Genomic DNA, 14,542 nt, shown 5'->3' on the forward strand with positions numbered 1-14,542 from the left:
TGAGCATTTCTTATTGTTTTTGCTAAATTGTCAGTACTGTAGCAACAATAAACCTTATGCCCAATGGTAAATATTAAGAATTGATATGGTATGATAAAAATCTTCGCACTGACCGCTAGCTCTACCATGAAACCTAATCCAATATAAGAAAATTTATGAAGACAGTCAATACTTAAAATATGAGTTCAATTAGATTCAATTAAAATTAGGCTGTGCGACTTTGCCCTGTAAATTCTAGTGAACTTGCAGGGTGTTTTTTTATTCATCGTAATTCTCAAAGTCGTTGTAAACTTTATTAACAGCTTCAACATAAACAATAAATGATGGATGTGTATGATCATTGTGCTGTAGATACATATTTTTCAATTTGAGATATGTTTCTCTGACATCTTGCCACCAACCATATTCTTTTAGTTCAGTTGATTTTTCATATATATCATGTGAACTCGGAACTTCATTCCAATAAAGCCTGTCAATAGAGCCTTTTTCGTGTATGAGACGACAATAATTTCCAAGCGAGTTTCTTGCAAGAATTGCAATATCAAATGAAAATTCTTTCTTTTTTGGATCATTGGCGAAAAAAAGTCTTGCCGTTAAAACTGATTTTGAATCCTGTGCATCCCTAAAGTGTTCTTTTTCCAAAATTTCGTTCAATTCATTTCGAATTAAATCTTTCAATTCTCTCAAATCGTTTGAATCATTAGGCTTATAATAATCTCCAAAAGAAGTGATTATAAGATTAAAATCCAAGTCAAAAGGTTCGTTTTCATTTTGGGTTACAAGATTTTTTGCTCCACTGCCTATAAGGTCAATACCAATCTCAATTCCATAATTGTTAATTAAAGACATTTTTAACTGATTAAGAATATCTGCACAATAACTTTTGTAGCGTTTTACGGTTCGGGTACTTACAAATTTAAACATAATAACTCCTTCTGCCCCTGACCGTCCATTTACTTTCGTAGCAAATCAGTAGATGATAATGAACTATGATAACATGGTCAATAGAGTTGAAAAATGCTAATGATGTTTTGATTGAATGACTGTTTACTCAAAAAAAATCGGCAGAAAGCACAAATGCCCTCTGCCGAAATCTATCCCCATCCTAATAAATCTAGTCTGGTTTTATCTTACTTCATCGGGTTGAAGCTGACTGTTCGCATGATGTCGCCGAAGACACCTGCGGCTGTTACTCCGGCACCGGCACCGTAACCTCGGACTGTGAGAGGAATTGGTGTGTAGCGCTCAGTCTGGAATACGAATGCGTTTTCACCGCCGCGTACTCCGTAGAGTGGATCTTCCGGTCCTACTTCAAGCATGCCGACTGAGACTTTTCCGTCTTTGATTGAAGCTCCCATTCGCAAAACTTTGTTTTCTTTTTTGAGCTTTGCCATTTTTTCTTCAAAGTATGAATCGACTTCTGGAAGTCTCTTGAGGAATTCTTCTGTTGTACCTTCGATTGAGAATCCTTCCGGGAAGATTGAGTTCATCTTGATTGAGTCAAGTTCAATGTCCATTCCTGATTCGCGGGCGATGATGAGTGCCTTTCGGGCTACGTCAGTGCCTTTGAGGTCGTCGCGTGGATCCGGCTCAGTGTAGCGGAGTTCTTTTGCTTCAAGAACGGCTTCGCTGAACTTCTTGCCCTCGTCGAGCTTTCCGAAGATGTATGAGAGAGAACCTGACATGATTCCGTTGAATCCTGTGAGCTTATCGCCTGAGTTGAAGAGGTTCTGCAATGTATCGATGATTGGAAGTCCTGCACCTACGTTTGTCTCGTAGAGGAAGCGGCAGTGATTTTCGTTTGCAACGCGGCGAAGCTCATGGTAGAAATCCATGCTCATTGAGTTTGCTCGCTTGTTTGGTGTTGCGATACTCATGCCGGCCTTGAAAATATCGAGGTAGCGGTTTGGAAGGTCGTAGCTTGCGGTACAGTCAACGAAAACCGGGTTGAGCGGTTTGGTGTCGCGTACGAACTCGAGGATTTCGTCAACGCTTGCTTCTTCTGTTGCCTTTTTGGCATCTTCACGCCAGTTTGAAAGGTCGAGGCCGTTTCCGTCGAGAATCATGCCGTCGATTGTTGCGATACAGTAGACTTTGATGTCGATGTTCTGGGCAAGCAGTTTGTCGTGCTGGTCGCGGATCTGGTCAATGAGGGCACCGCCGATTGTTCCTGCACCGAATGCGAATACTTCGATTGGCTGGGCTGTGTTGAAGAAGAAGAGGTGAGCTGCTTTTACTGCGATGTCACCGAATTCTCCTGAGATTACGACTGAAATTGAGCGTTCAGAAGACCCCTGTGCGATTGCGAGAAGGTTGATTCCTCGTGCTGAAAGTGAGTCGAGGAATTTGCCTGCAACGCCGCAGTTCTGCTTCATACCGTCGCCTACGATTGAGACGATTGCCGTGTGCTCCTGGACTTTGATTTTGTTGATTACCCCCTCGCGGATTTCAAGGTCGAATTCCTGAGAAAGAACGTCTTCTACGGCCTGTGCTTCTGCCTGTTTTACGCAGAATGAAATTGTGTATTCTGATGAAGACTGGGTAATCAAAAGCATTGAAATGCCGGCGCGGCTTACAGCCTGGAAAATGCGGCTTGCAAAGCCTGTGCGACCCTTCATGCCGCTTCCTGATACGGAAATAAGGGCTGTGTTTTTGAGACAAGAAATGCCGCGAACTGGTCCAACGTTCTTTTCTGATTCAAACGGGCCGCGACCGATTCTTGTTCCCCTTGCTTCAGGGTTGTGGCTGTTAAGGCTCCATGCCTCGATGTTTTTTGCAGCGAGTGGTGCCAGTGTTTTTGGATGAAGGACTTTGCTTCCGAAGAATGAAAGCTCCATTGCCTCTTCGTATGTCATGTCGTCTACGAGGATTGCATCGCTTACGACGCGAGGGTCAGCTGTGTAGATTCCGTCAACGTCGGTCCAGAATTCACATCTTGTTGAATTGAGGCTGCTTGCAACGACTGCGGCAGAGAAGTCTGAGCCGTTTCGGCCGAGCAGGCCCATTTTTGGCTCGTCGTCGTAGTGCTCGCTCCAAGAGCAGACAAAGCCCGGAAGGAGAACGATGCGGTTTGAACCGTTTTTGCCGCCGTCCTTGTAAGATTCAAAGGCGATTGCTGTGCGGCCGTAGTCAACGTCACCCTCTGCCTGATTGCCTGTTGTGAAGATGAAGCGGCGTGAATCCAGAACGATTACGTCCTGGCCTTTTGCCTGCAAAACAGCGTTTACGATTGGAACGCAGCAAAGTTCGCCCATTCCCATGATACGGCAGTGGATTGATTTTGGACATTCGCCGAAAGAAGCCACGCCGGCGAGCAGTTTTTCAAGCTCAGTAAAGTTGATTTCGATTTTTTTGAGAACTTCCTTTGCGTCGAAGCCTTTGAGTTCAGCCTCAATCTGACCGCAAATCTCAACGTGTGTTTTTCTTATGCTTTCGACATAGGTGGTAGCGTTCCCGCCGGTGATGCAGCCGTCAATTGCGGCCTGTAAACTGTTTGAAACGCCTGCAACAGCAGATACAATTACACTGATTCTGTCTGACTTGGCACGACCAATCATAATCTCAACAGAATCAAGAATCCTTTTTGCACTTCCCATTGAAGTGCCACCGAATTTGAGAGTAAGCATAAGTTTCCTCTTTTTAAAATAATATGGAAGACATTATAGTGAAAAGACTTGCAATGAGCAATTACTAATATTGAAGAAAAAAAATGCGAAAAAAATCAAAATTTCTTTGCGAAGCTCTTGACTCTCTGTTAGGTTTTCCATATACTATAACAACCTTTTGGGGGCGTAGCGAAGCTGGTTATCGCGCTGGCCTGTCACGCCGGAGATCGAGGGTTCGAGCCCCTTCGCTCCCGAATCGCAAGACTGTCTTTACAAGACAGTCTTTTTTTTGCGCTAGGGATAGTAGCGGCTTGTTCCGGAGCGGAGCGAAGGAATGGAGCGTTAGCGGAACCGCGGATAGCCCGGCCCTAGGGAGCGACGGCTGAAAGCCGGCAAAATGCTCCAGTGGAGCATTTTGAGCGAGTCTCCGAGCAGCTGTGCTGCGAAGGCTAGGGAAGCGCCCAAAAATTCCTTTTACTTTTCTTTACTTCACCCTTATACTATCCTCTATGTCTAGAATTTATTTGAACAACGACTGGGAATATTGCCAGGCTTTTTTGACTGATTTGGTTAAGCTTGATTTTGCGGGTGATTGTGAGAAGGTCCGTCTTCCTCACACTTTTGAAGTCACGCCATTCAACGCTTTTTCTACGGACCTTTATCAAAAGGATGCCATTTACCGGAAAAGTTTTAAGACTGAGCCTGAATGGGAAGGAAAACGGGTCTTGCTTACGATTGAGGGGGCGGCCCACCGAAGCGAAGTTTATCTGAATGAAAAGCTGCTTGCCACTCATGACTGCGGTTACACGGCTTTTACTGTTGATTTGACATCTCAGCTGGCTCCGATCGGGCAGAAGAATTTACTTGCAGTTCGTGTTGACAGTCACGAGGATTTGAATCAGCCGCCTTTTGGTTTTGTTATCGATTACATGACTTACGGCGGAATCTACCGGGACGTCTATCTTGATGTAAAAAATCCTGTCTATATCGAAGATGTTTTTGTAAAGACTAAGGGAAAAGAATACCAGGCTGAGGTTAAGATTGCGGGCTGCCCGGAAAATGAGGCGAAAAATTACAAAATCACTCACACCCTCAAATCGGCTGTTTCTGCAAAATTTACCAGCGACCCAAAGAGTGAGATAAAATTGTGGTCGCCGGAAGAGCCCTATCTTTATCTTCTGGAGACTGAGCTTTTTGATGAGGCGGGCAAACTTCTTGATTCACGGGAGACCCGCTTCGGCTTCCGTGACATCCGCTATGACGAATCGGGATTTTACCTCAACGGCAAAAAAATCAAAATCCGGGGCCTCAACCGTCATCAGTCCTGGCCTTATGTGGGCTATGCCATGCCGAAAAACATGCAGATTGAGGACGCTGACATTTTGAAATACGAGCTGGGCTTGAACGAGGTGCGCACTTCGCATTATCCGCAGAGCCAGTATTTTATTGACCGCTGTGACGAAATCGGCCTTTTGGTTTTCACTGAAATTCCGGGCTGGCAGCATATCGGAAACGCTGAATGGAAGGACAAGGCCGTTAAGAATGTGCGCGACATGGTCTTGCAGTACAGAAATCATCCTTCGATTTTCATCTGGGGCGTCAGAATCAACGAAAGCCAGGATGATGATGAATTTTATGAGCGGACAAACAAGCTTGCCCATGAACTTGATTCAACCCGGCCTACCGGTGGCGTGCGCTACCTCAAAAAAAGCCATCTGCTTGAGGACGTCTACACTTTCAACGATTTCAGTTTCTGGGGGCCCAACGAGGGCTGTCTTCCAAAGGCAAAGGTCACTGATACCCGCAAGGGCTACATGATTACTGAATACAACGGACACATGTTCCCGACAAAGACTTTTGACTGCGAGAGCCACCGCACTGAACATGCAATCCGCCACGCAAAGGTTCTGGACGCGGTTGCAGGTCATGATGAAATCTCTGGTTCGAGCGGCTGGTGTGCATTCGACTACAACACCCACAAGGATTTTGGCTCAGGCGACTACATCTGCTATCACGGTGTAATGGACATGTTCCGAAATCCCAAGATGGCGGCCTACGTTTATCAGAGTCAGGAAGAGGCTGAGCTTTCGGGCGATGTGCTTTACGTCACTTCGAGCATGGACATAGGCGAATATCCAGCCAGCATGAGGGGCGACGTTTACATCATCACGAACGCGGACAGCGTAAAAATGTATGTGAATGACATTTTCATCAAGGAATACACGGCTTCTGACAGTCCCTTTAAAAATCTTAAGCACGGTCCGATTGTGATTGACGATTATGTAGGTCACAGGCTTGTTGACGAGGACGGAATCAGGGAAAAGGACTTGAAGCCGATGAAGGACATGCTTTTCGCCCTTCAAAAGTACGGTGTGGATAACCTTCCTCTGGGAATTGTCCTCAAGGGATTGTGTTTATGGGCGAGGGGGGTAACAAATCCAAACAAACTCCGCGACCTTTATGGAAAATACATCGGAAACTGGGGCGGCAAGGCTGTCGTCTACAAATTTGAGGCTTTCCGGGGCGGTAAACTGGTAAAAACTGTCGTCCGCACGCCGGCAAAGTCTACCACTCTCAAAATAGAAGCCAGACGTCGAAATCTTGTCGAAGAATCGAGCTATGATGTCGCCTCTGTTAGTCTTAAAGCCATCGATGAGAACGGAAACCTTCAGCCCTATTGCCAGGAAGCGGTTTTCCTTCGCTGCGAGGGTGAAATCGAGTTGATTGGTCCCAAGCTTGTTTCCCTCAAAGGCGGCATGGCAGGAACTTATGTTCGCTCAAAGGGTAAGGGCGGCAAGGGAAGGCTTTACATAACTGACTGGCAGAACAACGAGCACTGGCTTGAATTCACGGTCAGCTGTGAAAACTAGCTTTTTTGCGGCTAAAATAAATTTTCAAAAAAATGCAAAAATTTTTGAAAATTTTTTAATAACCTGTTGACACTTTTGTTCGTTTGGTATAATATAACACTCGTTCCGAACGAACAAGATGATCCCTTAGCTCAGTCGGTAGAGCAACGGACTGTTAATCCGTGTGTCGCTGGTTCAAGCCCAGCAGGGGTCGGAAAGCCTGAGCAAATCGCTCGGGCTTTTTTTATGTCCTTTTTTAATTCAAATTTCCCCTCCAGTCAAAAAAAATGGCTGCCCCAAGGACAGCCTGTGATTTAAGCAAAAATCTGATTACAGTGGAACTGCAATGCCGAATTCTGGACGGAAGTAGATGCCTGAGTTGCCCTCACTTTCTGTGCGGGTAGACTTACCATATAAAGTGAAGTAGTCGCTTGTTACGCTGGCGCTTCCTGCCGTTCCATAAAGTCCTGCGTTTGCGAAAAGTCCGAAGTGTGAAAAAATCTTGTAGGTGAAGGAAATTTTTGGTCCAATGTAGAATTCAATGTTTGTAATATCTACGCTATTTTTAGAACCTGAAAGGATGTCAATGCCTAAATCGCCGGTGAGGGTGAGAGTCATTTTTTCATTATGGATGAAAGAATAACCGAATCCGGCTCCGAAAGCAAAGTTGTCTACATCGAAATCAAAATTTCCGTCCTTTGGCTTGAGGGTGCCCGAACCTGCTGCGAAGTTTAAGTTGAAAGTGAATCCCCGCTCTGCGATGCGAGTCCAGTCGGCATAGAAATCTACTGCGGAAGTTGAAAAATCTCCGTCGTCATTACCTGAATAGCTTCCGACTGGAATTCCAAGACCGAAATGAAATGCATTTTCAGCAAAAAGTGTCGAAGAAGAGAGCAGAATTGCTGCTGCCAATGCGATAAGTTTTTTCATAGTTTTAGCTCCTTTACTTGTATCTTTTCATGATTGCAAAAAGGATTCTTTTAGTCAAGATAAAGAAAAGGAGCTATAAACTAAACATGGAAAAGTTAAAGCCTGTGTGATATAATCTCAATCCGTCATGCGGCGATTTATTCTTTCCCTTACGATTTTTTTTCTTTCATTCTCGCTTTTTGCTTTTACAGCCTCGGACATAAAGCTCTTTACGCTTGAAAACGGCCTCAAAGTCTATTATCTTGAGGACTCTTCTTCGCCGACTGTGAGGCTGGAACTTTGCGTGAACGCGGGATTTACAAATCAGGGGCGGGATAATGGCGGGCTTTTTACCATGTATGCCCGTCTTTGCGGCGGAGAGATTTCAAATGATGCCGTCCGCTTTGTCTCAAAGGCGGCTCCGAGTGCGGCAGAAAAAGCCGTAATTTCACTTTCTTCAAAACTCAAGCCCCTGAACATTTCTGATTTTGAACTTTCTTCTATTATAAACACCATGTCTGCTGAAAACGCCGAATATTCTGCAAGTGCGGCAGGATTCATAAATTCTGCGATTGACTCAAAGGTCTTTGCTCAAAATCCCTGGAGCCGTGAAAGCGGAGTGGTGCCCTGCTCTTTTTCTGCACGCCGCAAGGAAATAATCCGCTCTGGCCTGGCTCAGATTTCAGAAAATTACTACATTCCGTCCAATTCGCATCTTTTTGTAAGCGGAAACATCACCGAGGGGGCGGCCCTTGCCCTGGTCAAAAAATACTTCCTTCAGTTTCCGAACCGTTCATTTTTGAGCCCGGTTGACGATGGAGCCGAGAAAATTCGTGCGGCAATCGAAGCCGGTGACAAAAAATTCAGCCGGGGGCGCAAGTTCCTTCTCTTCCACAAGGATTTTTCTGACGAAATGACTCAGATTGTCCTTCAGTACGCGAATCTTCCTTCTGACGGAGCGGATGCCCTTGCTTCATCATGGAATCAGGACGGATCTGCCTTCAAAAGACTTTTATTGAAGCAGAAAAACCTCAAAATCCTAGGCGACGAATACATCGACGTTTCTTCGGCTCAGGAAAAAAATGCCTCAAGGCTCATAATTCAGTCACTTTTGGGAAGAGCTAAGGTTTCGCCGGTTGTTCAGGCAGGGCTTTTCCTTTCGATGAGCCGCGACGAAGATGTTTTTTCAGAAAAGGAATTGCAGAAGTCTCTCAAAAAGGCTTCCACGGAATTTACCCGTCTTTCAGAAAGCAGCGATGCCACGATGGAAAACTTTTCGCGCTCCCTTGCATCTTCAAAAAATCCTGCCTTTGCCCTTGAATCATTCTTCGAAAAAAATGACCGTCTTTCAAAAATCGACATGAAGGACCTGCAGGAAAAAGTTCTTGCAGAAGAGCCATTTGTCTTTGTCTTTGTGAATCAGGCTGTCTATCAAAAGTACGAGACAGAATTCAAAAAGGCTGGCTTTGAGCTAATCTTGCAGAAAGAAAGTGCCTGGTACAATCAGACCGCCTACAAAAATCTTTTGAAAGAGGACGGAAGCAAGGCGGAAAGCGACAAAAATCTTCTTGAGGAAATCGCTTCGTCTGCTGACCGCTTCATTTCCAAAAATCTCGATGAATTTTCATCCTTCACGCTTTCAAACGGAATCCCTGTCACGGTAAAGCGGAGTGAAAATTCAAAAACGGCAGTCCTTTCGCTCACGATTGCAGGCGGCGAGCTTCTTTTCTGTGACAAGGTTCCGGGACTTGCCAGTGTTTTAAGTGATTCTATTGCGGTCAACATCAACCGCCAGCTTGATTTGTTTGCATCCAACGGTGCGATTTCAGGCTTTTACGAAGTTTCATCAAAAACTCTTTCCACTCATTCGATTATCACGGTGACCTGCCTTTCCGGCGAATTTGACTTTGCGATTCAGGCGGCATATACGGCCCTTGTTTACTGTGACATAACGCCTGCGACGGCTGACGGCGTGACTTACGACGAGCGGACCCAGTGGCGGCTCAAAAGCGGCAGCACGGAATTTCAGCTTTTGTGCGAGGCGGTTCGTCTTTTGTACGGCGGCACGGATTATCCAAAACTTTACCGCGACGGCGAGGACAAGCCTGCAAAAACGCTGGACTTTACGAAAATCCTTGAAGCCTATCCGCTTCTTCTTGATTCAACGAGATTTTCCCTGATTCTTTCAGGCGGCTTACCTGAGCAGGAAAAACTTCAGAAAGGCCTTGAGTCAACATTTGCCATGCTTACAAGCATCCAGCAGACCCGCTCGACTGATTTGCGAGTTCCTTCTCCTGACTTTGCAAAACTGAAAACCGGCGAAAAGAAGCTGGCCCTCCGCCATCTTTTTTTGACTGACATTTCCAAGGAAGAAGCGGGTCCCCGTCCGGCAGTCCTGATTCCGACGACCAAATTCCTTGATCCGGCCCTTTACTGTCTTCCCTCGCCAGACCTTGCCTCAACAGACCTTGCTCTTTTTGATGCCATTCTGATTGAAACGGCCGCCCGAATGGAAGCAAGTCTTACTCAAAAATACCCGGAGACTAAGGTTAAGGCCCAGCTCCCGGACAACGACCTTCCTTTTGCCCGGATTGTCGTCACTAGCGTTGAGCATACGGACCAGGTTGATTCTGCCTGGTCTGAAGCAGTTTCTTCTATTAAAAAGGACATTTCCCGCGAAATCGAAATAAAGACCGAAGGCGTAATCGACCTTGAAAAGACCGACCTTCTTGCCCGGCTTGAAAACAACTGGCTCATGGCGGTAATTGGCGGGGCTGCAAGTCAGGCTGGAACGGCGCGGCTCATGCAGGGCGGGGAAGTGCAGAAAAATCCCAAGCTCTACCTGAACCAGTATCAGGCGGTTTCAAAGGCAAAGCCCGAGGATTATTTTTTGATTGCGGAAAGTTATTTTGACCAGAAAGCTCCGCTCAGACTCTACAGCAAGGATAGCGAGAAATAGGGGTGGATAAAAATATGCAGGAAAAAGCGATAAAAGAGACAAAAAAACGCGGGTTCACAAATTTTCCCTATGAAGTGTACCGTTGCCGGATTCCTGAAACTTTTCCGTTTTTTCCGCTTCATTATCATGATGATTTTGAAATTGTTTATGTTCTTGAAGGAACATTGGACGCAATCATTCATGCACAGCGTTTTGAATGTTCGGCGGGCGACATACTGATTATTCCGCCGCAGAAAATTCACGGATTTTTTCAGTACAAAAACACGCCCTGTCATTACACGAACATTGTCTTTTCACTTTCGCTTCTGGAGTCGCCTGATTCCGAGATTTTTAAGAAACTGCTGAAGCCTTACGAGAATGACCAGATTACCGTTCCGTATTTTCACAAAAAAGAAACGCTTTTTAACACAGAGATTATTGAAAGCGTGATTTCGCTGTTTGAAAATCGTCACGAAGCGGTCTTAAAGCCTTTTTTGGTGAAGTCAGATTTGTTTAGGATTTTTCATTATCTTCAGGAAATTGTTTCTGCCGGGGAAGTGAAATTGAATAATTCTGAACTCTATGCGAACAAACTCATCCCGGTCTTTAAATATGTGAGCGAGAATTACAAAAATCCGATTTCGGTTTCTGATGCGGCACAGCTCGTTCATTTTTCGGAAAGCCATTTCATGAACATTTTCAAAAAAGTCTCGGGAACAAGTTTTACAAATTATGTGAAAATGATTCGCCTTGAAAACGCCCGCGTGATGCTCTTAAGCTCGGACAAGTCGGTTCAGCAGATTGCGGATGAATGCGGCTTTGAAGACATTTCGTATTTTATCCGCTCGTTTAAGCAATATATCAAGCTCTCGCCGCTGAAATACAAGAAACTCGCCGTAATATAATAGTTTTGTCCAATTTTTAAGTAGAAAAATGCAAGAATTCCGCAAAAAGTAATATTACACTTAAAGCAATTTAATCTATTGGGGGCGCAATATGAAAAATTGTTTTAAATTGGGTTTTCGGTTTGTTCTTGTCGCTGTTTTTGCAAGTTTTTTTTCATGTAGTTTTGATTTTTCAAACAGTGATTCGTCAGAAAAACCAAAAAAAACTGCCGTGCCTTCAATTCTGAAATTTGTCGCGGAAGGCGGAGATACAACGGTTACTGCAAAATGGGCTGTTTCAAACTTCAGCACTGATTATTCTCTGATTCTTATTGACGGCTGGGATGAGATTCCAAAAAAAAATGACGGTACGGAAATTACGCAAAATGTTGAGCAGTCTCGTAAAGAAATTTTGATTGAAAGCGGCGAGCGTGAAAAAACTTTTGAGGGGCTGATTAATTCTGAGGTTTCTAATTCGCAAAAAACTCCAATTTATACATACACGCTCATTCTCAAAGACAAGGTCGGAAACGAGCTTGAAAAAAAATATGCTCAGGCGACACCAGCTCCAGAAAGTTTTGAATACAGTTACGATGAAGATGGAAAGGTCGCACATCTTGGAGCGTGGGTATTTGTTTTGAGGCCTGATTATGAAGAGCATTACATGGCAAAAAGCTACAGCGATTCAGCTTTTATGGCTAATACGGGTGGTTTTACGGCAAGCATAAAGGATTCTCAGGGAATTTACCGTTTGCCGAACATTTTCAATAATCCGAAAACTGTTACAAAACTTATGGAAGACAGCGGTTATCTTGAAGACGAAGATTTTCTAAAAAAGAAAGCAAATCTTGAAGATGGCGAAGAAATAAAATGGTTTACGATGACACGAAGCGGCTATCATGTTGAGATTGTCGGTCAGGTTGTAAAAACGGCTCTTGAAAACTGTGAGCAGCTTGAAACGACAGAATATGAAGTTTCGACGGCTGTTGCCCTAAAAAATGAGACAAATGCCTTTTACAATGGAACAAAAATTAAGACTAAGGGCTATTTTGAGGAAGGCGACGGAGGCGAGGCGGTTTACGAAGTTTCTGGTCGCGCGAAATACACTTACGGTTCGGTAAAAACGGCAACGGGGCAGTGGTGCAATATCGTTCCGCAGAATAATTTTATGAATCTTGTTTCGCTAGGGGCGGGAAAGTGCTTTCAGGTGACTTGGGAAAAATATCCTTCATGGCGTGAGTATCAGAAAGAAAAAAAACTCGCAGAAAGCAACAAGACTGCGCTGGATTCAAAGTGGGAAAGCTACAAGTACAATAACGACGGTGAGCGAATCGATGAAGCGAATAAAATCTTGCAGGAATACAGGCAGAGCGAAAGCGAGACAATCACGCTTTTCATTCCGCGTGGAAATTACCGAGTCGCATCTCACATTGGAATCGGAATCAAAAATTATGTTCTGCGTGGCGAAACTGTTCCACGGCATTTAACTCCTGACCAGCTGGATTCGTTTGAAAGCACATTTGCAGCGGGAGACGAAAGTGGCTCTGCTTTGAGTGGCGGAACAGTTTTGTACGGAGACAACGGTGGAAGTGCGACCCTCACGGTCTGGGGACCGAGCGACAATGTTCTAATAGAAGGAATTACAATCGAAAGCCGCGAAATCGACAGCAAGCGAACTTACTGGCATTCTACTGAGCGGGATTCCACAGGAAATTATGCCCGTGATGAAAACGGAAACTATCTTGATATAAACTATGTCGGTCGCGGAACAAGCGATAAATCTATGGCGGACGAACAGTGGTTCAGCCGGCAGATTAATATCTCACAGTGCCAGAATGTCAAAATCAGAGACTGCGAGTTCATAATCACAAGTCATATCCGCGACATGGCCGTGTATCCCGCAAACAGGGAAAATCCGGGCGACCTTTACGATTTTGGCGGAGCTTATGGCGAATATCCGACTTCAGACGGAAGTGTATGGAAGTATCAGGCAAATCCTTATGTTGAAAGCTGCGACCTTCACACTGACAAGCAGTTTACGACACTTTCTTTCTATTCAGGCTGGAAAAATGCACGTGTCGACAACTGTCTTTTGTACAATATGAGTGGAGTTTTTAGGGGCGCGAGCGTTGGTTTCCTTGATTTCTACGGCGAGAAGTGCGAGAACGGAACCGTAAACAACTGTACGATGTACCACAACTGTCATGACGAGCAGATTGGCGTGTTTACGCCGACAAAAAAGTCTGCCTGTTACAAAGACGGAGAATACATAAACGGAGTTCATTTTACTAACAACAGGGTTTACGCGATGCGCGACGAGCATGTTGACAAAATCAAGACACGCGTAATGGTGTTTACAATCGGTTATGACGGAAGCCCTGACATCATGAATGTTGACATCAACGGAAACTATATTTATGCGAATAATCTTCCGAGCAAGCTCTTTACTTTCGGCGGATTTTCCTGGGACGGAAGAAAGAATATCATCGTTCAGAACAACACGATTGAATTGAAGAACTCAGGCGGTGTTTATATGTTTGAGACCCGGCCTTATGTTGAAATAAGAGGAAATACTTTTAACATGGATTCAGAGAGCGGCAGCATCGGGGGCTCAATTCTTGCTGTGTATGGCTACGAAGAAAATATAGAACCTAAGTTCATAAATAATACTGTGAATGTGAAATGTGACTACAATGGTAGTCTGGAATATAACTCAGCCGGAAAAACAAACGGAATTGTAAACGGAAACATCGTCAATATCAAAGGAAATGCAAACGGCACTCTTGTTAACGGTGCGAACGAAATGCGGAACAACACCTTTAACATTCAGGGAAGAATCAAGAACATTTATAATTCAGGTACAACGCTTTCTCGGAATGTTACAATCGAAGGAAATACGCTTAATATGTATTTGGACGACACCGATGAAAGTGTATGGAATTACTCGCCTGGAAAAACATATTATCACAGCGGACGTGAAGGCTTTACATTTGCAAGCTGGTGGAACAATCCTTCCAGCGATACTTACAGCGTAATCTTGAGCAAAAACACTATAAATGCGCCCAACTGCACGATGCGCAACAAACATTTTATCCGTCTGTACAATTGTGACATTAAAATTCTTGCGACGGACAATCATCTGCAAAAACTAAAATGGCTTCGTGGTATAAATGAAAGCAAAAATATAGTTTACAACAACAATTTTGATGAAAATGGAAATCTGTTAAAAAAGGAAGACTGGTATTTTCCAAGCCCGATTGACGATACGGCGAAGTGAAATATCGAAACGCAAGCGATATTTTTCCCGATGAGTTGCTCGCAGAACTTGCCGATGAATTTGCCCTTTCCACGGATTCA

The 14,542-nt window shown here is 44.5% G+C and carries 7 protein-coding genes and 2 tRNA genes; 6 read left to right on the forward strand and 3 right to left on the reverse strand.

What is annotated here, in order from left to right:
- Positions 1 to 258: 258 nt before the first annotated feature.
- Positions 259 to 924: a hypothetical protein gene (locus tag HNP76_RS06375; protein WP_184658664.1), complete on the reverse strand. Its 666-nt coding sequence runs from the start codon at positions 922 to 924 to the stop codon at positions 259 to 261.
- Positions 925 to 1,130: 206 nt separating this feature from the next.
- The gene (gene thrA, locus HNP76_RS06380) at positions 1,131 to 3,626 is read right to left on the reverse strand and encodes a bifunctional aspartate kinase/homoserine dehydrogenase I (protein ID WP_184658666.1); all 2,496 of its coding nucleotides are present in this window, start codon (positions 3,624 to 3,626) and stop codon (positions 1,131 to 1,133) included.
- A gap of 159 nt (positions 3,627 to 3,785) precedes the next feature.
- On the opposite strand from thrA, the gene HNP76_RS06385 reads away from it, so the two are divergent.
- The 3 genes from HNP76_RS06385 (at position 3,786) to HNP76_RS06395 (ending at position 6,668) form a co-directional block, all read left to right on the forward strand.
- Positions 3,786 to 3,859 (forward strand) — tRNA-Asp (locus HNP76_RS06385).
- 255 nt (positions 3,860 to 4,114) lie between these two features.
- Positions 4,115 to 6,475 (forward strand): glycoside hydrolase family 2 protein, encoded by a 2,361-nt coding sequence (locus HNP76_RS06390; RefSeq protein WP_184658668.1) that lies wholly within the window; start codon positions 4,115 to 4,117, stop codon positions 6,473 to 6,475.
- 120 nt (positions 6,476 to 6,595) lie between these two features.
- Positions 6,596 to 6,668: transfer RNA gene (locus tag HNP76_RS06395), tRNA-Asn, on the forward strand.
- Between the two features lie 116 nt (positions 6,669 to 6,784).
- Here HNP76_RS06395 and HNP76_RS06400 read toward each other — a convergent pair.
- Positions 6,785 to 7,384, reverse strand: a complete 600-nt coding sequence (locus HNP76_RS06400) for a hypothetical protein (RefSeq protein WP_184658669.1) — start codon at positions 7,382 to 7,384, stop codon at positions 6,785 to 6,787.
- Positions 7,385 to 7,511: 127 nt separating this feature from the next.
- On the opposite strand from HNP76_RS06400, the gene HNP76_RS06405 reads away from it, so the two are divergent.
- The 3 genes from HNP76_RS06405 (at position 7,512) to HNP76_RS06415 (ending at position 14,462) form a co-directional block, all read left to right on the forward strand.
- Positions 7,512 to 10,322: an insulinase family protein gene (locus HNP76_RS06405; protein ID WP_184658671.1), complete on the forward strand. Its 2,811-nt coding sequence runs from the start codon at positions 7,512 to 7,514 to the stop codon at positions 10,320 to 10,322.
- A gap of 14 nt (positions 10,323 to 10,336) precedes the next feature.
- Positions 10,337 to 11,206: an AraC family transcriptional regulator gene (locus tag HNP76_RS06410; protein WP_184658673.1), complete on the forward strand. Its 870-nt coding sequence runs from the start codon at positions 10,337 to 10,339 to the stop codon at positions 11,204 to 11,206.
- Between the two features lie 91 nt (positions 11,207 to 11,297).
- The gene (locus tag HNP76_RS06415; protein ID WP_184658675.1) at positions 11,298 to 14,462 is read left to right on the forward strand and encodes a hypothetical protein; all 3,165 of its coding nucleotides are present in this window, start codon (positions 11,298 to 11,300) and stop codon (positions 14,460 to 14,462) included.
- Positions 14,463 to 14,542 lie beyond the last annotated feature (80 nt).

Origin of the sequence: Treponema ruminis, assembly GCF_014201975.1 — a bacterium.
Classification (GTDB): domain Bacteria; phylum Spirochaetota; class Spirochaetia; order Treponematales; family Treponemataceae; genus Treponema_D; species Treponema_D ruminis.

Coding starts and splice junctions, on each gene's coding strand:
- HNP76_RS06375 (WP_184658664.1), bottom strand. CDS start 924: ATGTTTAAATTTGTAAGTACCCGAACCGTAAAACGCTACAAAAGTTAT.
- thrA (WP_184658666.1), bottom strand. CDS start 3,626: ATGCTTACTCTCAAATTCGGTGGCACTTCAATGGGAAGTGCAAAAAGG.
- HNP76_RS06390 (WP_184658668.1), top strand. CDS start 4,115: ATGTCTAGAATTTATTTGAACAACGACTGGGAATATTGCCAGGCTTTT.
- HNP76_RS06400 (WP_184658669.1), bottom strand. CDS start 7,384: ATGAAAAAACTTATCGCATTGGCAGCAGCAATTCTGCTCTCTTCTTCG.
- HNP76_RS06405 (WP_184658671.1), top strand. CDS start 7,512: ATGCGGCGATTTATTCTTTCCCTTACGATTTTTTTTCTTTCATTCTCG.
- HNP76_RS06410 (WP_184658673.1), top strand. CDS start 10,337: ATGCAGGAAAAAGCGATAAAAGAGACAAAAAAACGCGGGTTCACAAAT.
- HNP76_RS06415 (WP_184658675.1), top strand. CDS start 11,298: ATGAAAAATTGTTTTAAATTGGGTTTTCGGTTTGTTCTTGTCGCTGTT.